Annotated in this window: 19 protein-coding genes; 3 read left to right on the forward strand and 16 right to left on the reverse strand. The window is 57.0% G+C overall.

The annotated features are described in order from the left end of the window. Positions 1–124: 124 nt before the first annotated feature. From queG to ELR57_RS12975, 4 genes are all read right to left on the reverse strand, one after another. Positions 125–1,336, reverse strand: a complete 1,212-nt coding sequence (queG, locus tag ELR57_RS12960; RefSeq protein WP_370452264.1) for a tRNA epoxyqueuosine(34) reductase QueG — start codon at positions 1,334–1,336, stop codon at positions 125–127. Positions 1,337–1,412: 76 nt separating this feature from the next. Beyond that, positions 1,413–2,000 (reverse strand): signal peptidase I, encoded by a 588-nt coding sequence (lepB, locus tag ELR57_RS12965; protein WP_126959503.1) that lies wholly within the window; start codon positions 1,998–2,000, stop codon positions 1,413–1,415. Between the two features lie 8 nt (positions 2,001–2,008). Further along, positions 2,009–2,587: a DUF402 domain-containing protein gene (locus ELR57_RS12970; protein ID WP_126959504.1), complete on the reverse strand. Its 579-nt coding sequence runs from the start codon at positions 2,585–2,587 to the stop codon at positions 2,009–2,011. A gap of 262 nt (positions 2,588–2,849) precedes the next feature. Beyond that, complete coding sequence (locus tag ELR57_RS12975; RefSeq protein WP_126959505.1) at positions 2,850–3,272, reverse strand: GNAT family N-acetyltransferase; 423 nt, start codon at positions 3,270–3,272, stop codon at positions 2,850–2,852. A gap of 472 nt (positions 3,273–3,744) precedes the next feature. On the opposite strand from ELR57_RS12975, the gene ELR57_RS12980 reads away from it, so the two are divergent. Continuing rightward, entirely contained in the window at positions 3,745–4,356 is a 612-nt protein-coding gene (locus ELR57_RS12980) for a superoxide dismutase (protein ID WP_126959506.1), read from the forward strand. Positions 4,357–5,374: 1,018 nt separating this feature from the next. On the opposite strand, the gene ELR57_RS12985 is transcribed toward ELR57_RS12980, so the two are convergent. The 3 genes from ELR57_RS12985 to ELR57_RS12995 form a co-directional block, all read right to left on the reverse strand. Then, the gene (locus ELR57_RS12985) at positions 5,375–5,629 is read right to left on the reverse strand and encodes a DUF2164 domain-containing protein (protein WP_126959507.1); all 255 of its coding nucleotides are present in this window, start codon (positions 5,627–5,629) and stop codon (positions 5,375–5,377) included. Between the two features lie 17 nt (positions 5,630–5,646). Continuing rightward, positions 5,647–6,891, reverse strand: coding sequence for an A/G-specific adenine glycosylase (mutY, locus tag ELR57_RS12990; protein ID WP_126959508.1), 1,245 nt, complete (start codon positions 6,889–6,891; stop codon positions 5,647–5,649). A gap of 78 nt (positions 6,892–6,969) precedes the next feature. Then, positions 6,970–7,833, reverse strand: coding sequence for an AraC family transcriptional regulator (locus tag ELR57_RS12995; protein WP_126959509.1), 864 nt, complete (start codon positions 7,831–7,833; stop codon positions 6,970–6,972). A gap of 84 nt (positions 7,834–7,917) precedes the next feature. On the opposite strand from ELR57_RS12995, the gene ELR57_RS13000 reads away from it, so the two are divergent. After that, a complete protein-coding gene (locus ELR57_RS13000; RefSeq protein ID WP_126959510.1) occupies positions 7,918–8,310 on the forward strand; it encodes a c-type cytochrome in 393 nt (130 codons plus the stop codon). Positions 8,311–8,384: 74 nt separating this feature from the next. On the opposite strand, the gene acpS is transcribed toward ELR57_RS13000, so the two are convergent. From acpS to ELR57_RS13030, 6 genes are all read right to left on the reverse strand, one after another. Further along, a complete protein-coding gene (acpS, locus tag ELR57_RS13005; RefSeq protein ID WP_126959511.1) occupies positions 8,385–8,777 on the reverse strand; it encodes a holo-ACP synthase in 393 nt (130 codons plus the stop codon). 6 nt (positions 8,778–8,783) lie between these two features. After that, positions 8,784–9,593 carry an ammonia-dependent NAD(+) synthetase gene (gene nadE, locus ELR57_RS13010; RefSeq protein WP_126959512.1) on the reverse strand — a complete coding sequence of 270 codons (810 nt, stop codon included), beginning with the start codon at positions 9,591–9,593 and terminating at the stop codon, positions 8,784–8,786. 138 nt (positions 9,594–9,731) lie between these two features. Next, complete coding sequence (locus tag ELR57_RS13015) at positions 9,732–10,166, reverse strand: BrxA/BrxB family bacilliredoxin (protein ID WP_126959513.1); 435 nt, start codon at positions 10,164–10,166, stop codon at positions 9,732–9,734. A 103-nt stretch (positions 10,167–10,269) separates the two neighbouring features. After that, positions 10,270–10,695, reverse strand: coding sequence for a DUF3905 domain-containing protein (locus tag ELR57_RS13020; RefSeq protein ID WP_126959514.1), 426 nt, complete (start codon positions 10,693–10,695; stop codon positions 10,270–10,272). Positions 10,696–10,715: 20 nt separating this feature from the next. Further along, on the reverse strand, positions 10,716–10,841 hold the full coding sequence (locus ELR57_RS13025) for a spore protein (protein WP_126959515.1): 126 nt from the start codon (positions 10,839–10,841) through the stop codon (positions 10,716–10,718). A gap of 57 nt (positions 10,842–10,898) precedes the next feature. Beyond that, entirely contained in the window at positions 10,899–12,560 is a 1,662-nt protein-coding gene (locus ELR57_RS13030; RefSeq protein WP_126959516.1) for an ATP-binding protein, read from the reverse strand. A 198-nt stretch (positions 12,561–12,758) separates the two neighbouring features. On the opposite strand from ELR57_RS13030, the gene ELR57_RS13035 reads away from it, so the two are divergent. Continuing rightward, a complete protein-coding gene (locus tag ELR57_RS13035) occupies positions 12,759–14,036 on the forward strand; it encodes a BaiN/RdsA family NAD(P)/FAD-dependent oxidoreductase (protein ID WP_126959517.1) in 1,278 nt (425 codons plus the stop codon). 65 nt (positions 14,037–14,101) lie between these two features. Here ELR57_RS13035 and ELR57_RS13040 read toward each other — a convergent pair whose 3' ends face one another. From ELR57_RS13040 to xylA, 3 genes are all read right to left on the reverse strand, one after another. Further along, the gene (locus ELR57_RS13040; RefSeq protein WP_126959518.1) at positions 14,102–14,524 is read right to left on the reverse strand and encodes a hypothetical protein; all 423 of its coding nucleotides are present in this window, start codon (positions 14,522–14,524) and stop codon (positions 14,102–14,104) included. Positions 14,525–14,728: 204 nt separating this feature from the next. Further along, the gene (gene xylB / locus ELR57_RS13045) at positions 14,729–16,225 is read right to left on the reverse strand and encodes a xylulokinase (protein ID WP_126959519.1); all 1,497 of its coding nucleotides are present in this window, start codon (positions 16,223–16,225) and stop codon (positions 14,729–14,731) included. A gap of 95 nt (positions 16,226–16,320) precedes the next feature. Continuing rightward, complete coding sequence (gene xylA / locus ELR57_RS13050; RefSeq protein ID WP_126959520.1) at positions 16,321–17,640, reverse strand: xylose isomerase; 1,320 nt, start codon at positions 17,638–17,640, stop codon at positions 16,321–16,323. Between the last annotated feature and the right edge of the window lie 78 nt (positions 17,641–17,718).

A 17,718-nucleotide genomic window follows, 5' to 3' on the forward strand; every position in this document is an offset into this window, starting at 1 on the left:
TCGAAATGAGACTATTTTACCTTGGATTTCCCAGGAAATAATCGAAGAGAGACCGCGTTATCCCCCTTCGTTCAACAAAAAAAGGGAGCGCTGCTCCCTTCATTAAATGAACCTCTCTATTTCGTCAGTCGGCAGACGACACAGCCTTCTTCTTCCCCGTTCTTCGGGGCGGTCCCCCGGAACGGATAACTTCCAGGGCTCGGCCAATCGCCTTCAAAGCCTGCTCGTCCTTCTCCGTTCCGGCTGCCTGCAGAAGAGCGGCTTCCGCTTCGCCTCCTCCGATACGGCCGAGCGCCCACGCGGCCGTCGCCCGCAGCTCGAAGCGCGGATCGTCCCTAAGCACCTGCGCGATATCCGGCACGGAAGCTTCGTCCTTGAAGTTCCCTAATCCGATCAGGGCGTTGCGCTGGATCGGCTTGCGTCCACGCCAAGCGGCGGCGCTGGAGCCGAACTTCATCTTGAATTCCCGATTGCCCATCGTCAAGAGCGGAACGAGCAGGGGCTTCGCGATCTCCGGATCCGGCTGAAGCTCGGGATGGCGGCCGATATCGATGCCCCGGTTGACCGGGCAAACGATCTGGCACGTATCGCAGCCGTACAGTCGGTTGCCGATCGTCTCCATGACCTCTTCCTCAAGGATGCCTTTGGTCTGAGTAAGATAGGACACGCACAGTTGGGCGTTCAACTGCCCGGGACCGACCAAAGCGCCCGTCGGGCAAGCGTCGATACAGCGGGTACAATCCCCGCAGCTATCCTCGACCGGTTGATCGGGAGGAAGCGGCAGGTTGGTGATCATCTCCCCCAGATACGTCCACGTTCCTAACTCTCTGGATAGGATAAAGCTGTTTTTGCCCGTCCAGCCGATTCCGGCCCTCTCCGCTACGGCCCGATCCGACAACGCTCCCGTATCCACCAAGGACAAGCCGCGCGCTTCGGGCACTCGGTCGGCGATCCAAGCCGCAAGCCGCTCCAGCCGATTGTTCAGCACATGGTGGTAATCCTCGCCCCAGGCGGATCGGGACAGGATTCCCCTGCGCGCTCCGGGCTCGGATACCGGCGGGTTCTTCATCTTGGACGGATAAGCCACCGCGATGGCGATAATCGATCTCGGTTCGTCGAAGAGGAGAGCCGGATCCGTCCGCAGATCCAGATCCGGCTCTTCGAAGCCCGATTCATAGCCGAGCTCCCGATGCCGGAGCAGCCGTTCCTTCAGCTCGGCGAACGGATCGGGCGAGGCGATTCCGATCTTGTCGATGCCAAGCGAAGGCGCGGCCGCGATCAGTTCTTCCTTGAGCTCCCGCCAGAAGCCGGCATCTCTTGTCAACTCGCTGCCCACCCCGTTCACCTCCTCTCGCGCGCAGGCACGAACGGGGGAACGCGGCCACGCTTTTCCGATTATTATCGTGCTTGTCTTACAGTTGCCCCCATCTCGAGATCGGCCAGATAATCAAATCCGCGCGGCCTTTAATCAGGCTCTCCGGCACTTCCCCGAAGGAGCGGCTGTCCTTGCTCGAATCCCGATGCCGGTTGTCTCCCATGACGAAGTAGTGCCCTTCGCTGACCGAGAACGGTTGGATATCGCCATCTTCGATATCGGCATCCGTATAGGCTTCCACCTGAAGCGTTCCGTTCACATAAAGCTTCTTATCGCGAACCTCGAGCCGGTCTCCCGGCAAACCGACGATGCGTTTGACCAGAAGCGTCTTATGGCCCGGTTCGTCGCTGGGATCCTTCAGGATGACGACATCTCCCCGGGACGGATTCCCGAACTTGTACGAGATTTTGTTGATGAACAGCCATTGCTTCTCGTAGAGCGTCGGCTGCATCGAGATGCTCTTGACCGTCGATAATTGGAAGACGAAAACCCTTAAGAGAACAACGATGATGAACGCTATAGCCAAGGCTCGAATCCAATCCCACAGCTCTTTGCGCCAGGCCGGTCGCTCGGGCTTAGCCGAACGGGACCTGCCGGATGGAATGGTGCCGGGAGCGTTGCTCATGCAGGCTCTCAGTCTCCTTTGCCGCTAATATAGGCCTTCCAATCGGAATAATAGCGCTGAACCTCATCGTTGTCGAAAGGCTGGGCCCTCTCCTTCATAAGGGCATGCAGCCGAACCAAGCCTTCTTCCGCTTGCTGCCTCACCATCGGGTTGTAACGATATTCTTCTTTGTGCCGCTCGTATTCATCCCTGTCGAGATCGTAGTACGTTCCGTCCGGCAGCAGCACGACATCCAGATCGTAATCGATGTACGTCAGTACGTTCGAATACCGGTAAGGAGGCGAAGCGATATTGCAGTAATATCGCGTTCCCTTCTCTTCCAGCAGGGCCACGACGTTGAACCATTCTCCCGGAATGAAGAAGGACACCGCCGGAACCCGGCTGATCCATTCCTTGCCGTCCGCTTCCCGTATAACCGTATGATCGTTGACGAATACCATCATCGATTGTTCCGCATGGGAAGGATGCAGCAGAGGTTCGGGAATCTGCCAGTTCTCCATCCACACTCGATGCAAGGAGCCATTGTTTTTGAAGCTTTTGATGACGCAGCGTTCATAAGAATCGAAGCGTCGGGAATCGCTGCTCATTGGTCACGCCCCCTGCCTGGCAGTCCTCTCTTTAAAGGTCCGATTTAATAGTCAATAATAGCAGCTGTCATTCCATTCATTATACCCTAATATCTCGAATCGCATAGGGTCATTGTGCAAGCGCGAGCTCGCGGGCCCAAAACAAGAAAAGCATATCTTATGGCCAAAAGCAGCCTGGTATCGGATGCCTTAGGGCTCGTAAGATATGCCTTCCTCATGGCGGTTTATATTCTCAAGCCAGTCCGCCGAACAATCATACGTTCTAAATAGCCATTATGGACAGGGGCTTCGCAAGCTTGGCGAAATCCAGCGGCACCTCTCCAAGCGACTCGTAGAACGGAAGCAGCAGCTCGTTGTGCTTGTCTCCTGCGATCAGAACCTTGCTGACGTTCCGTTGACGGAACCTTACCGTCATCGCCGAGACGAGCGTCTTGCCGACTCCTTGGCGGCGGTAATCCGGATGGACGGCCAAGCGATACACATACCCCTTGTTCCGGTCGATCGTTCCGATCATCAATCCGACAATGGAATCTCCGCTCTCCGCGATCAGCACCAACTCGCTGTCCCAGGACAATTGGCGAGCCAACGCTCCCATCGTCTCTTCGCAGCACTCCTCCGACAATGCGACCACCATCAGGTCTGCGACAGACCGATAGTCCGAAAGCTGGAACGCACGAATGTTCATCCTCATATCTCCCCGGCTGAGTTTATTGAATGCGAAGAAGCTAGTACTAAAGTGAAGACAAAGATAATATTACGACAACTTTTAGAAAAATTCTTCCCTTTTGTTAAGAAAACATAAAATATTTTTCGAGAAATCGTGCGAAAATCAATGAAAGCGCTTCTATTAAAGCGCTTTCTGTGGATTCACGTCAAAAAACCGCATTTTTCAGCTATATTCGCTCTTATTGGCCCATTCCATCCATGCATATATCAGGATTAGGTGGGCATTCTATCCTAGTCCGAACTTTGCCTGTATCATCGTCTTCGACTGCGCTTGCTTCTGCATTGACCCTCACGATTAAACGTGGTAATTCCGATGAGATTAGTCAGAGGAAATGGCCGACTTTTTAAACATCCACGTTGATTTACTACCGAAAATCAGGGATAATAAGAAGCGAGCTACATATCTCAATTTTTGAAGGAGGATTTCAATTATGGCACACGTATTGCCACCGCTTCCGTACTCCAACGATGCATTGGAGCCGCATATTGACGCACTTACGATGGAGATCCATCACGACCGTCACCACAACACTTATGTTACGAACCTGAACAACGCTCTTGCCAATGCTCCCGAGCTGGCCGAGAAGAGCCTGAACGACCTGATCTCCGACCTGAACGCTGTACCGGAGAGCATTCGTACGGCCGTTCGCAACAATGGCGGCGGCCATGCGAACCACTCCCTGTTCTGGGAGATCATCGGACCGAACGCCGGCGGCGCGCCGAAGGGCGCTCTTGCTGCCGCTATCGACAGCGAGCTGGGCGGCTTCGACAAGTTCAAGGAAACGTTCGCCGCTGCGGCTACGACTCGTTTCGGCTCCGGCTGGGCGTTCCTCGTTGTCGGCAAGGACGGCAAGCTTAAGGTATACAGCCTGCCTAACCAAGACAGCCCGATCATGGAAGGCGAAACGCCGATCCTCGGCCTGGACGTTTGGGAGCACGCTTACTACCTGAAGTACCAGAACAAGCGTCCTGACTACATCGGCGCTTTCTGGAACGTTGTGAACTGGGACAAGGTGGGCGCTCTGTACGACGCCGCTAAGTAATCTTTCCCGATTGCAGGAAAAGCTGCCCGAGAGGGCAGCTTTTTTTGCGTTTCATATGCGTTGAGAGTAACCTTATCGGCGAGCGCATTCTTGCGGCGGGAATTAGTCTCATGTGAGACTAATTCGGACGCGCGGCCACTCTTGCGGCGGGAATTAGTCTCATGTGAGACTAATTCAGCAGCGCGGCCACTCTTGCGGCGGGAATTAGTCTCATGTGAGACTAATTCAGCAGCGCAGCCCCTTTTGCGGCGGGAATTAGTCTCATGTGAGACTAATTCAGCAGCGCGGCCACTCTTGCGCCAAGTAAATACTACCCAACTGACCGGCCGAACAGACGCTCAGGAGTGCCATATGAGTACTGGTTACTCAAATTACCGGCCGACTGCCACACGGGAGCGCCAAATGAGTACTGGTTACTCATATTACCGGCCGACTGCCGCACGGGAGCGCCATATGAGTACTAGTTACTCAAATCACCAGCCGACTGCCGCCCGGGAGCGACAAATGAGTACTGGTTACTCAAATCATCAGCCGACTGCCGCCCGGGAGCGACAAATGAGTACTAGTTACTCAAATCACCAGCCGACTGCCGCCCGGGAGCGCCAAACGAGTACTGGTTACTCATATCACCGGCCGAACAGACGCTCAGGAGTGCCATATGAGTACTGGTTACTCAAATCATCAGCAGAAAGACACTCGGGAGCGCCATATGAGTACTGGTTACTCAAATCATCAGTAGAAAGACGCTCGGGAGCGACAAATGAGTACTGGTTACTCATATCACCGGCCGAACAGACGCACGGGGGTGCTAAATGAGTATTGGTTACTCAAATTACCGGCCGACTGCCGCCCGGGAGCGACAAATGAGTACTGGTTACTCATATCACCGGCCGAACAGACGCACGGGGGTGCTAAATGAGTACTGGTTACTCATATCACCGGCCGACTGCCGCCCGGGAGCGACAAATGAGTACTGGTTACTCAAATATGTTCGGCGACCTACAGCTGGAGCGCTCCCTTACCGCCGCCGAATCGGAACCTCCAGGGAGTACAGCTCCTCTTCGAGCGAGGCGACTTTCTGGGTAAGCACGTGCCGCGCGTCCGAGAGCGCCTGATTGTACAGATGCGGCCCAAGCTCGCGAATCATGTGGTCCAGCAGCTGCTCCGCTCCCAGATTGCCCAGCGTCTGGCCCAGTTCTTCCTCGAAATAGGCTTGTACGCCGCGAACCAGCTCTTCTCTGCGTTCCTTGGCTATTCGTACCGGTATCGTCATGCTATCGTACCCCCCAATTATTTGGAAGCGAAATGTTCGCTCAGTATGCTTCGGAACAGATTCGGCCAAGCCAGCTTCTCGAATTGCTCGAGATCGATCCAGCGATAGCCGTCTGGCAGTTCCTTCGCGCTTGTGCCTGCCTCGGCTGCTACAATCGCTTCCGCTCTTATGCCTTCCTCTGCTCCTACGCCCGCTTCCGCTCCTGCCGCCGCGCCTGCTCCCGCTTCATTAGCAGCCGCGCTCTCTTGTACGACTTGGTCCATATCGTCTCGAACCGAGCCGTCGAACGAGACCCGATCCGCTCCCCAGATTCGAACGAACCAATGCAGATGGGAGAATACATGCTCGGCCGAGCCGAGATATTCGGTCGTCCGGACATCCATTCCTTCCAGGGACAGCGTCGTCTTCAGCCATTCGGGAGCCGCGTCTTGGGACGACCACGCCTCGAAGGGGGCTTCGATGTGCGGAAGCTCCCACAGCTTGGCGAGCAGGCCTTGCTCGGGTCTCTGCCTCGCGAGCACCCGGCCCTCCGAATCCTCGATCAAGACCGCCAAGCGATGCTGAGGCTTCGGCTTCTTGGCCTTCGTCTTGATCGGCAGCTCTTCCTGCCGTCCCGCTAGCCGGGCCGCGCAGTGCTCCATGACGGGACAAGTCAGGCAGTGGGGAGAACGCGGCGTGCACACGAGCGCGCCTAGCTCCATCAATGCCTGGTTGAAGTCTCCGGCCGCCCCTTCGGGAATCAGCTCCCGGGCAAGCCCTTCGATCCCGACCCGCGTCGCAGGCTTCGCGATATCGTCCTCCAGACAGAAATAACGCGACAGCACGCGCATGACGTTGCCGTCGACGGCCGGCTCCGGAAGGTTAAACGCGATGCTTAAGATCGCTCCCGACGTATAAGGGCCGACCCCTTTGAGGCCGCTGACGACCGTTTTGTCCGCCGGAATCATGCCGCCGTAATTGTCCGCGATCTCCCTGGCGGCAGCTTGCAGGTTGCGCGCCCGGGAGTAATAGCCGAGACCTTCCCACAGCTTCAGAACGTCCTCTTCCGGCGCCTCCGCCAAATCGCGTACGGTCGGAAACCTCTCGACAAAGCGATTGAAGTAAGGGATGACCGTATCCACCCTTGTTTGCTGAAGCATAATCTCCGATATCCAGATATAATATGGATTCTTCGTTCTGCGCCAAGGCAGATCTCGATTCCCTCTTCGATACCAAGCCACCAGCTCCTCGCTGAACACCTTGGCGGCTTCCGTCTCGTACATCCGCTCCCCAACCTTCTGCAGCTTCCATCAGCCGCTGTATTCGTTTCTTCTCCTCGAATCCTCGATTCCTTTTCCCGCTTAGACCAATACCTCGCTTGAACCCGGCATTCCGGCCCCCATCTTCCGGTACTGGCTCGGCGTCATTCCCGTATGCTTCTTGAACATCCGCGAGAAGTAATAGATCTTCATCCCGATCCGGCCGGCGACATCCGATACGTTGCATTCCGGCTGAAGCAGCATGCTCCGGGCCATCTCCATCCTCCTTAGGTTGACGTACTGGATCGGCGAGCAGCCCATCATGCTCTTGAAGAATACGATGAAATAGTTCGGATGGAGGAAAATAAGCTTGGAGAGCTCGTCCACGGTTATGTTATCGGCCAAGTGCTCGTCTATGTAACGAATGACTGCGTTGATCTTCTCCATGTCCTGGGAAGGAATCCCTTCCGATATCACGGTTAGAGGCTGAATGCCGTCCAGATACAAGCTGATGAGCTCCAGAATGGCGGCTTTGCATCGCATTCTCGACGTCAGGCTGTCCTCCGCCGCTCCGCGGATGACCTTGTCCATCAAGGAAGCCGCCTCGCCCTGCATGGCTGGAATCCCGATCGGCAAGCGCAGGCTGTTGTACCACTCCCGGTCTCCGAAGCTGGTCTTGAAGTGCACCCACTTGAGCTTGAGAGAACTTCCGGGGTTCGCTTCGATAGAATGGGAGGTGCCCGTGAGAATCAGCGCCAGCATTCCCGGAACCAGCGTCTCGCTATGCTGCTCCGTCTCCAGCTTCCCGCTTCCTTCCATTACATATAGGAAGCGATTGCAATCCATCGCCTTCCACTTACCGTTCGACACCGCAGATTCTTCCACGCCGGATTCCGCCGCGGCCACCGTCTCGATCTGCATATGTTCGAGGTTGTTCATCATTATGGTAAAATAGCTAGTAGTCATGTCCGCTCCTCATGCTGCGATAAATCCCTCACGTGTGTTGAACGTGTCGTCATCTTATTATAATCGAGCGAAGGTGAAGTTGAAATGGTAAGAGTTCCATCCTCCGGAGAGCGTCAATTCCGGAAGAAAACGCTTTTCGCGGCGGCTTCTCTGGTCCTTGCCGCGTCGATTCTGTCCGCTTGCGGCGGAGGCGGAGGGGATAACCCGGCTGCTCCCCCCGCTTCGAGCAGCAAGCCGTTATCCGGACCGGAAGAGACCGTGAAGCTGTATCGCAACAACTGCATTTCTTGTCATGGCACCGAGCTTCAGGGCATGATGGGCGATAAGTCCAATCTCCAGCAAGTCGGAGCGCGCCTGACCAAGGATGAGATCAAGGCCCAGATCGAGAACGGCGGAAGCCTCATGAAGCCGTTCAAGGATAAGCTGAGCGCGGAGGAGATTGAAGCTCTGTCGTCATGGCTCGCGGAGCATAAGTAATGACGCGCATGGCAAGATACGCCGCATAGCAAGAGCCCGGAAGCCATGTGCGGCCCCGGGCTCTTGCTTGCTCCCTATTCTCGTTCGAAGACCGCCGTCGCGGCGGCCATGCTTCTCTCATGAGTGATGGCGACATGAAGGCGATGCCGCTCTTCCTTCAGCCCTAGCCGTTCCCAGGCTTCGGCGGATAATCGGCAGCAGGGCCGTCCCGAAGGATCGGGCAGCACCTCCATGTCCGCAAATCCGACGAGACGCCCGATTCCGCACCCGAGCGCCTTCACGATCGCTTCCTTCGCCGCATAGCGTCCCGCGACGAACTCCACCGCCCGGCGGCCGGACAGCTCCCGGCATCGCGAACGCTCGCTCTCCGTCAGCACCCTCTCCAAGAACCGAGAGCCCGCGGAACCGGCGAGCAGCTTGTCCAGCCGCTCCAGCTCCACCATATCGATCCCGATTCCGACGATCATCGCCGCTTAGATTCCCGGGATCGGGGAGCGCTTATGCTCCGTGCGCAGATAATGGCGTTCGAGAATCTCGCGGGCGGAAGCCTCGATCTCCTTGCCTTCCAGGTAATCGCTGTTCGCTTCATAAGAAACCCCGAGCTCGTTCTCGTCCGTCTGGCCTTCCCAGAGCCCGGCCGTCGGCGCCTTGCCGATAACTTCCTCGGGAACTCCAAGTCTCGCGGCTACGGCGCGAACCTGGCGCTTGTTCAGGGAGCTTAGCGGCGTAATGTCGACCGCTCCGTCGCCCCACTTCGTATAGAAGCCGGTGAGCGCCTCGGAAGCATGGTCCGTGCCCACGACAAGAAGGTTCATATCGAAGGCCAGCGCATATTGAATGACCATCCGGGTACGGGCTTTGACGTTGCCCTTCCCGCCGCGGCTGATATGGCGCGGCGTGCCGAGAGCCTTGAATCCGTATTCGGTCTCCAGCACGATCTCGTTGACCGCTTCCTCGATGTTCGTCTCCACCTTGTGGGTCAGGTTGAACGCTTCGGCGACCGCATAACTATGGTCGATATCCTCTTGTTCCCCGTATGGCTGGAACACCCCGAGGGTTATGTATTCTTTGCCGGTCTCTTGAGAGAGCTCGTCCGTCGCTTGCTTGCAGAGGCCGGTTGCCACCGCGCTGTCCACGCCGCCGCTGATCGCGATCAGAAGGCCCGTCGTCTTCGAGCTCTTCACGTATTCCTTCAGAAAATCGACCCGTCTTCTGATCTCTTGATCGACGTCGATCGTCGGCTTCACGCCCAGCTTCGCAATAATCTCCTGTTGAAGGCTCATCCTCGTCTCTCCAATCCGCTCTAATTCTAGTTAAGCACGCGGGGCAGAGCCCCGGTTGTTAATCTTATCCAATCCATATGGCTAAAAAAACTCCCGCAAGCTCACTTGCGAACCGGCGGGAGTTGCCTTCCGTATCGATTAACGGCAGAAGCGATCGAAGGCCGACGTCAGATCCGCCGCGATGTCTTCCGCGCTGCGGTTCTCGATCTGGTGGCGTTCGATGAAGTGAACCAGTTCTCCGTCCTTCATCAGCGCGATGGAAGGAGAAGACGGAGGGTAAGGCGCGAAATACTCGCGAGCCTTCGCCGTAGCTTCCTTGTCCTGTCCGGCGAATACCGTATACAGGTGATCCGGGAGCACGTCGTGCTGCAGCGCTTCCGCTACGCCCGGACGGGCTTGCCCGGCCGCGCAGCCGCACACGGAGTTGACGACGACGAGCGTCGTTCCCTTCGCGTTGGGAAGAGCCTCTTCCACTTCCTCCGGCGTACGGAGCTCCTTGATTCCAACCCGCGTCAGATCGTCGCGCATCGGTTGAATCATGTCGAACATGTATCTCTCAAATGACATAGACATTCTATCATCCTCGCTTCCCGCTTGCGATTTGGCGGACCAATCCGCTTACTTTTTATTATAAGCTCTGACCGGATAACCGTCAAAAAAATGAACCCTGAACGCATCAGGGTTCATCCAATACTTCGGGCACCGGGAAGTACGTCTCGTACTCCTCCTCCAGCTCCAAAGGGTTGTCCGCTATGCGGCTCAAGTCCGCCGTTTGGTGGGTCGGATGCATGAATGCACCCGGCTGCGGAGGGATGCCCTCTTCGAACAGATCGCGGTTCTCCTCCGTACGGAATCCGATATCCTTGAAGGGATGCACCCATTCGTCCCCGGCCATCACGGCGGGGTCCGTCTCCTCGCTCCATTGCTCGAGCGGAGAATTCGGCGACTCGTAATCGTGATCTCCGATCACGACTCCATGCGAATTGATAAACGGTTCCCGCGGGCCCCTATTCTCGCGGAATTCCCGTTTGAACTCGATCTCGAACGGATCGAGAGCCGGGTCGTCTCGACCGGCCGCCGAACTCGACTTGGGATCGGTCATGTCGTTCTCCCGCTCCAAGCTCAGGTCGACGGCCGGTTCGGTCCGTCCAGCTTCTTGTCGAATCCCGGGGCCTCGGGTTGCTTGTTCTTGCCGTTCGAACCTGCGCTCTTGCGTCCGAGCGGAGCCGGACCTTGTGGATTAGGCATGGGAGCATCCTCCTTGTCTGGATGATTCCCTCCTATTGTGATCCTTTGCAGCTTCGTTTATGCGCCTGCCGCCGCCATTCCCGCTTCGGTCTTGTAGAAGGAGACAATAAAGGTCGTCCCTTCGCCGATCTTCGACTCCACCTGGATCTTCCCGTGGTGGCGCTCGACGATGCTTAAGCATAAAGCGAGGCCGAGCCCGGTTCCGTTCGTCTTGGTCGTGAAGAACGGCTCGAACAGCCTCTCCAGCTTCTCCGGAGGAATGCCGACCCCGGTGTCCTGAACCCTAAGCTGAACGCAGTCGTCCAGATTCGACATCTCGATCCTCAGAACGCCTTTGTCCGACATGGCCTCCATCCCGTTGCGCGCGAGATTCAGGATCAGCTGCTTGATCTCTTTGACGTTCAGCTCCAGAGGCTCGATGTCTTCCTCGATGCTCAGCTCGACGACCAGCCCGCGCATGTTCGCGTCCGCCGAGATCAGCGGCATGAGATCCTCCAGAACCTCGTTCAGCTTTCTGGTGTTCTTCTCCACGATCCGGTTCTGCGCAAGCGACAAGAAGTCGTTGATAATGTTGTTCGCCCGGTCCAGCTCCTGCAGAATGATGTGAAAATAGGAGTGGTGCTCGTTCGGGCTGCGCTCGTTCAGCAGCTGGATGAAGCCCCGGATGACCGCCATCGGGTTGCGGATCTCGTGCGTGATGCTCGCCGCCATCTGGCCGACCAGGCTGAGTCGCTCCATTTTGTCCACTTCGTCCTTCAATTGCTGCAGTTCGGTCATGTCGTGGGCGATCAGCACGACTCCCATCGCTTGATTGAATTCGTCCCTCCAAGCGCATACCGTCGTGTAATAAAGCCGTTGGCGGAACCTTATGACCTCCGACTCCCGTTCGACACCCTTCATGACCCTGGAGATCGATTCGAACAGAGTCTCGTTGCCGAACAAATTCCGCGCCGCCCAGTATTCCTGTCCGATCAGATCGCTGCGGCTGTAAGGAGCGAGAGTCTTGAGTGCCATCTCGTTCAACTGCGTAATCCTGCCCTCATTGTCGATAAAGATCGCCACAAGGGGAGAGATATCGATGAATTCCTGAAGCCTTTTTACTTCCTGGCGATAATTAGCGCTGACCTCCTGCAATTCGACCTGAAGCTTGAGCCGATCGATGGACAATTCGACAGCCTGGATGGAATACAGCAGAATAACCCCGGTGCCGAGCCCGAAGACAATCAAGTAAACCCAGTACCAGATATCCTTCGGTTCCGAGAAGCTGCTGACCGCGTTGGCCACGAAGAAGAGGCAGCCCGCCAGAAAGCACCGAAGAACGATTCGGAGCCTGACCCGAACACCGGATGATTGGAAGCGTTGAATTCGAGAGAATAAGTAAGGAACAAACAAGAGGAAGAACGCCCCGAGAAAAATAATCGAGACGGTAGAGGAGATCTGGTTTAAGCGCGCCGCCATGTAGAGTACCGTTAATAGCGATGCACCCGGAATGCCGCCATAGAGAGAACCGATGATGTAAGGGACAAGCCGGAAGTTCAGGAAATTCTCGGGTTCGATCGGATTATGGCTCAACATTCCAAGAAGAAGGGAAATTCCGCTGGCCGTGACGATTGCTGCAGACATGTTCTTACCGCGCTCAGGCTTCGTAAGCCATAAGAGCATAGCTCCTACCGGAAGCAATGCAATAAGAGTTTGCAGCAGAATGTATTCCCACGCCAAGTAACTCAGCTCCTACGACTGCCATTATTCGACCCATATGCAATCTGATTAAAACATAAGTGAAGCAGGTTTACAATAATAACCATCGTTTGTCGAATTATCTAATGCAATCTTTAGCTTTCCGCTTCCCTTTCTTTTGGCTAAGACGCCAGCTACAATGGAAAGAGCGAACGATTCGATTAAGAAAGGGATTTGTTTATGTGGGACGTTATTGTGATTGGAGGAGGTCCGGCCGGCCTAATGGCGTCGATCGCGGCGGCAGAGGGCGGTGCCCGGACTCTTCTTCTCGATAAAGGGGACAAGTTGGGCCGCAAGCTCGGAATATCCGGCGGGGGACGCTGCAACGTCACCAACAACAAAGATACGCAGGAGCTGATCCGTTATCTCCCCGGCAACGGCCGGTTTCTTCACAGCGCCTTGTCGAAGTTCGGAAGCGGCGACATCATCTCCTTCTTCGAAGAGCTTGGCATCGCGGTGAAGGAAGAGGATCACGGACGAATGTTCCCGGTATCGGATAAGGCGAAGACGGTAGTAGATACGCTTGTGAATCGGGTCCGGGAGCTGGATGTGACGATTCGGGTTCATCAGACGGTCGAAAAGGTTCTGTACGAGGAGGGGCGGGTAACCGGCGTTCGAGTCACCTCAGGAGCGGAGCTTAAAGCCCCGTGCGTCATTCTCGCCACCGGCGGCAAGTCCGTTCCCCATACCGGTTCGACCGGGGACGGCTATGCTTGGGCGGAAGAGGCGGGACACACGATCACGGAGCTGTACCCGACCGAGGTCCCGATTACTTCGGACGAGCCTTGGATCGCGAACCGCGAGCTGCAAGGCCTCTCGCTGCGGGACAGCGTCCTGACCGTAATCGACGGCAGGGGCAAGAAGCTGGTCTCCCACGAAGGCGATATGATCTTCACCCACTTCGGGCTGTCGGGACCGGCGGCACTGCGCTGCAGCCAGTTCGTCGTTCGCGCCCTGAGGGCGGGTCAAGGACCGGTAACGGTATCGATCGATCTGCTGCCGGAGACGACGGCGGAGAGGCTCGCCGCGGAATGGGGAACGGCCTCCCGCTCGGAACCGAAGAAGGCGGCCAAGACGCTTGTCCGCCAGAAGCTGACCGAGCGGCTTGTCCCTCTCGTTCTTCGATTGGCGGAGATCGATCCGGACGAAGGCGTCGCGAACGTCTCGCGAGCAAGATGGGAGACGCTAGCCAACCTATGCAAGGGTCTTCCGGTCAACGCGTCGGGAACTCTTTCTATTGAAGAGGCCTTCATAACCGGAGGCGGAGTCAGCGTCAAGGAAGTCGATCCCCGCACGATGGAATCCAAGAAGTGCGAAGGACTGTTTTTCTGCGGCGAGATTCTGGACATCCACGGCTATACGGGCGGATACAACATCACCGCCGCGTTCTCGTCCGGTCGCGCCGCGGGAACGGCGGCTGCCGAAGCGAGCGCGGCGGCCCGAGCGACGGCCGAATAAGAGGAAAGAGGACATCGTCCCCTTGCGGGCCGATGTCCTCTTTGTTTGCGCAAGTAGTCCGCCGTCTATCTCGCCTCGAACGTATCGTACGTCTCCGAGTCGGGATGAAGCTCCCGGACCTCGGCTTCTTCCCGCTCCCATGAGGACAGCTTCCCGTTCCCCGGCGTTTCCGCTTTAGGGACAGCCGTCAACTCCTCGTCGGCAAGATCCTCATTGACGAGGTGAGCCGGAATCGGGATGCAGTCCAGCCCGTAATCGATCGAAGCCATCGTCTCGACCTCGGCCGGTGCCTGGCCCTGTTCGACCAATTCCCCGCCATGGCTCTGAACGATCTCCAGCGCCGAGGTCAGGTCCTCCCGAATGACGTGGATATGCAGCCTTCCTCCTTCGTGCAGCTGGGGATCGTAACCGAGCTCCTCCAGCGTGTCATAGGCGATTCTCGCCGCCTGCTCCTGCGGAAATTGGAACAGAATCGATGTATAGCTCATGCGCATCTCTCTCCCGTCATGCCATTTGCTGTCTATCGTTCCCAAGACGGCAGGGAGCCTATACGCCTTCCTTGAAGCGGTCCGGCGCAAAGCAAAGAGCCCCCTCCGGTTACCGGCCGGAACAACGGGGACTCTGCTTTAAAGGGAGGCAACCCCGGACATTCGAACGCGCCGAGTTACCTGCTTATATTTTATCGGATATTGTTAGTTTCGGAAAGCGGATAACGCTTCGTTCAGCTCTTTTGTCTTCCCGTAAACTTGTTGATAAATTCGGAACAGCTTCTCGTATTCCGCCGCATGCTCCGGATTCGGAAGGTAGGACTTCGAGCGCTTCACGAATACGTCCGCGCAAGCGTCCAAAGTCGGGAACCATCCGCAGCCTGCCGCCGCCAGCATGGCTGCGCCGAGTCCCGGACCTTGCTCGTTCTCGAGCGCGACGACTTCCGCTTGGAAGATATCGGCCTGCATCTGAAGCCAGACCGGATTCTTCGCTCCGCCGCCGATCGACACGATCGTATCCACCGTCTTGCCCGCTTGACGGAACAGGTCGACCGATTCGTTCAGAGAGAAGGTGATGCCCTCCATGACCGCGCGGGTGAAGTGGGCTCTCGTATGGGCTCCGTCCATGCCGATGAAGCTTCCGCGAATGACCGCGTCCGGATGAGGGGTTCTTTCCCCTACGACATAAGGGGTGAACAGCAAGCCGTTCGAGCCCGGCTTGATCTCCCCGATGCCGGAGGTCAGCGCTTCGAACGACTCTCCCTTCGCGAACGTGTTGCGGAACCAGCTCAGGCTGTACCCGGCCGCCAGGGTGACCCCCATCGCGTAGAACGAATTCTCCTTGCCGTGGTTGAAGAAGTGCACTTTGCCTTCGTAGTCGGCGGAAGCGTCGGGCTCGTACGTCAGGACGACGCCCGAAGTACCGATGCTGCACAAGGTTAAGCCCGGCTTCAGGATGCCCGAGCCGATCGCTCCGCAAGCGTTGTCAGCTCCGCCCGCGAATACCTTCGTGGAGGCGCTCAGCCCGACGGAAGCGGCGATATCGGCAAGGAGCGTTCCGGTCTGCGCGCTTGCTTCCACGAGCGGAGGGCAGAAGTCCGAAGAGAGTCCGAAGGCGGACAGCACTTCAGGGCTCCATTCCTTGCCCGCGACATCGAGAAGAAGCGTTCCGGCCGCGTCGGAGAGATCCATATGAATGGCTCCGTCCAAGCGGTAACGGACGTAATCCTTCGGCAGGACGAACTTGTCCGCTCTCGCGAAGGTTTCCGGCTCATGCTCGCGTACCCATAGAATCTTCGGAAGGGTGAACCCTTCCAGCGCGGGGTTTCGGGTTACGGAGAGCAGCTTCTCTCCGAGCGTGCTCTCGATCTGACGGCACTGCTCGGTCGTGCGCGTATCGTTCCACAGCATCGCGCGGCGAACCGGCTTGTTGTCTTGATCCAGCAGAACAAGGCCGTGCATCTGACCGGAGAAGCTAAGCCCTTCGATGTCTTGCGCGGACACGCCGGAGCTTGCCACCAGCTCCTTCAGCGCGGCCAGAGTACCGGCGACCCAGTCCTCCGGCTCTTGCTCGCTCCAACCCGAATGCTCGTGATAGAGCGGATATTCCTTGGTCGCCTCGGCCTTAACCTCGCCGGATTGAGAGACAAGCAGCGTCTTGACCGCGCTCGTTCCCAGATCGACTCCAATGACGTACTTCATTCTTCTGGCTCCTCTCTCGCGAAAGCCGCCCCTCGGACATGCCGGGGGGCGGACTTATTGGATGATGCTTCGCTTTGATGCGATTACCGGTTGTCTTAAACGCTGAAGATGACTTCGTTCAGCGCCGCGCGGATTTGCTCCAGACGGCCGGATTGGTTCTTGATCGGTTGTTGCTGCGTCAGCACGTATTGCTCAAGCGACTTCAGGCTTGCCTTGCCGGCGACGATCTCGGCGCCGATGCCTTCGCGGAAGCTGCCGTAGCGGGAGTCGATGACGTTGTCCAGAACGCGTTCTTCGATCAGCTTAGCTGCAGCCTTCAGGCCGTGAGCGTAAGCGTCGATGCCCGCGATGTGGGCGAAGAACAGATCCTCGTCCTCGAAGGAAGTACGGCGAACCTTCGCGTCGAAGTTGACGCCGCCCTTGCCGATGCCTCCTTCGTTCTTGAGGATCTCGAACATGGCGAGCGTCGTGCTGTACAGGTCGAACGGGAACTCGTCGGTATCCCAGCCGAGCAGGTAGTCGCCTTGGTTCGCGTCGATGGAACCCAGAGCGTTGTTCAGGCGGGCTACGCGGAGCTCATGCTCGAACGTGTGGCCGGCAAGCGTCGCATGGTTCGCTTCGATGTTCATCTTGAAGTAATCCTTCAGGCCGTACTTCTGCAGGAATTGCAGAGCCGTAGCCGTGTCGAAGTCGTATTGGTGCTTCGTCGGCTCTTTCGGCTTAGGCTCGATGAGGAATTGAGCGTTGAAGCCGATCTCCTTGGCATAATCGACAGCCATGTGAAGCATGCGTGCCAGGTTGTCGAGCTCGAGGCCCATGTCCGTGTTCAGCAGGCTTTCGTAGCCTTCGCGGCCGCCCCAGAAGACATAGTTCTCGGCGCCGAGTTCCTTGCCGACTTCCAGCATCTTCTTGATCGTCGCAGCGGAGTAAGCGAATACTTCCGCGTTGTTGGAAGTGCTGGCGCCGAATACGTAGCGAGGATTCGTGAACAGGTTAGCCGTGTTCCAGAGCAGCTTCTTGCCGGTCGCTTGCTGGAATTCCTTCAGCTTCGCGACGATGACGTCGATGTTCTTGTTCGTCTCCGCCAGGGTTGCGCCTTCCGGAGCGATGTCGGCGTCATGGAACGCATAGTAAGGAACGTTCAACTTCGTGAGAAGCTCGAAGTTCGCTTCTACGCGAGCCTTGGAACGGTCAAGCGGGGACAGGGAGTCCCAGCTGCGAACGGCGGTGCCGGCGCCGAACGGGTCGGTGCCGTTCGCATTGAATGTATGCCAATACGCTACAGAGATTCGAAGATGCTCTTCCATCGTTTTGCCGAGGATGACTTCCTTCGGGTTGTAGTGCTTGTAAGCGAACGGATTCTTGGAGCTGCGGCCTTCATACTTGATTTCAGGGACATTCGGGAAAAAGCTCATGAATGGATGGCCTCCTAAAAGGGATTGTTGAATGTTGATCAAACTGTAAGCGCGTGCACACTCCGACGAAACATAGTT

Source organism: Cohnella sp. AR92, assembly GCF_003990975.1.
Lineage (GTDB): Bacteria > Bacillota > Bacilli > Paenibacillales > Paenibacillaceae > Cohnella.

Bases quoted from the DNA above. Each gene is read 5' to 3' on its own strand.
- lepB (WP_126959503.1), bottom strand. From the start codon at position 2,000: ATGAGCAACGCTCCCGGCACCATTCCATCCGGCAGGTCCCGTTCGGCT.
- ELR57_RS12970 (WP_126959504.1), bottom strand. From the start codon at position 2,587: ATGAGCAGCGATTCCCGACGCTTCGATTCTTATGAACGCTGCGTCATC.
- ELR57_RS12975 (WP_126959505.1), bottom strand. From the start codon at position 3,272: ATGAACATTCGTGCGTTCCAGCTTTCGGACTATCGGTCTGTCGCAGAC.
- ELR57_RS12980 (WP_126959506.1), top strand. From the start codon at position 3,745: ATGGCACACGTATTGCCACCGCTTCCGTACTCCAACGATGCATTGGAG.
- ELR57_RS12985 (WP_126959507.1), bottom strand. From the start codon at position 5,629: ATGACGATACCGGTACGAATAGCCAAGGAACGCAGAGAAGAGCTGGTT.
- mutY (WP_126959508.1), bottom strand. From the start codon at position 6,891: ATGTACGAGACGGAAGCCGCCAAGGTGTTCAGCGAGGAGCTGGTGGCT.
- ELR57_RS12995 (WP_126959509.1), bottom strand. From the start codon at position 7,833: ATGACTACTAGCTATTTTACCATAATGATGAACAACCTCGAACATATG.
- ELR57_RS13000 (WP_126959510.1), top strand. From the start codon at position 7,918: ATGGTAAGAGTTCCATCCTCCGGAGAGCGTCAATTCCGGAAGAAAACG.
- acpS (WP_126959511.1), bottom strand. From the start codon at position 8,777: ATGATCGTCGGAATCGGGATCGATATGGTGGAGCTGGAGCGGCTGGAC.
- nadE (WP_126959512.1), bottom strand. From the start codon at position 9,593: ATGAGCCTTCAACAGGAGATTATTGCGAAGCTGGGCGTGAAGCCGACG.
- ELR57_RS13015 (WP_126959513.1), bottom strand. From the start codon at position 10,166: ATGTCTATGTCATTTGAGAGATACATGTTCGACATGATTCAACCGATG.
- ELR57_RS13020 (WP_126959514.1), bottom strand. From the start codon at position 10,695: ATGACCGATCCCAAGTCGAGTTCGGCGGCCGGTCGAGACGACCCGGCT.
- ELR57_RS13025 (WP_126959515.1), bottom strand. From the start codon at position 10,841: ATGCCTAATCCACAAGGTCCGGCTCCGCTCGGACGCAAGAGCGCAGGT.
- ELR57_RS13035 (WP_126959517.1), top strand. From the start codon at position 12,759: ATGTGGGACGTTATTGTGATTGGAGGAGGTCCGGCCGGCCTAATGGCG.
- ELR57_RS13040 (WP_126959518.1), bottom strand. From the start codon at position 14,524: ATGAGCTATACATCGATTCTGTTCCAATTTCCGCAGGAGCAGGCGGCG.
- xylB (WP_126959519.1), bottom strand. From the start codon at position 16,225: ATGAAGTACGTCATTGGAGTCGATCTGGGAACGAGCGCGGTCAAGACG.
- xylA (WP_126959520.1), bottom strand. From the start codon at position 17,640: ATGAGCTTTTTCCCGAATGTCCCTGAAATCAAGTATGAAGGCCGCAGC.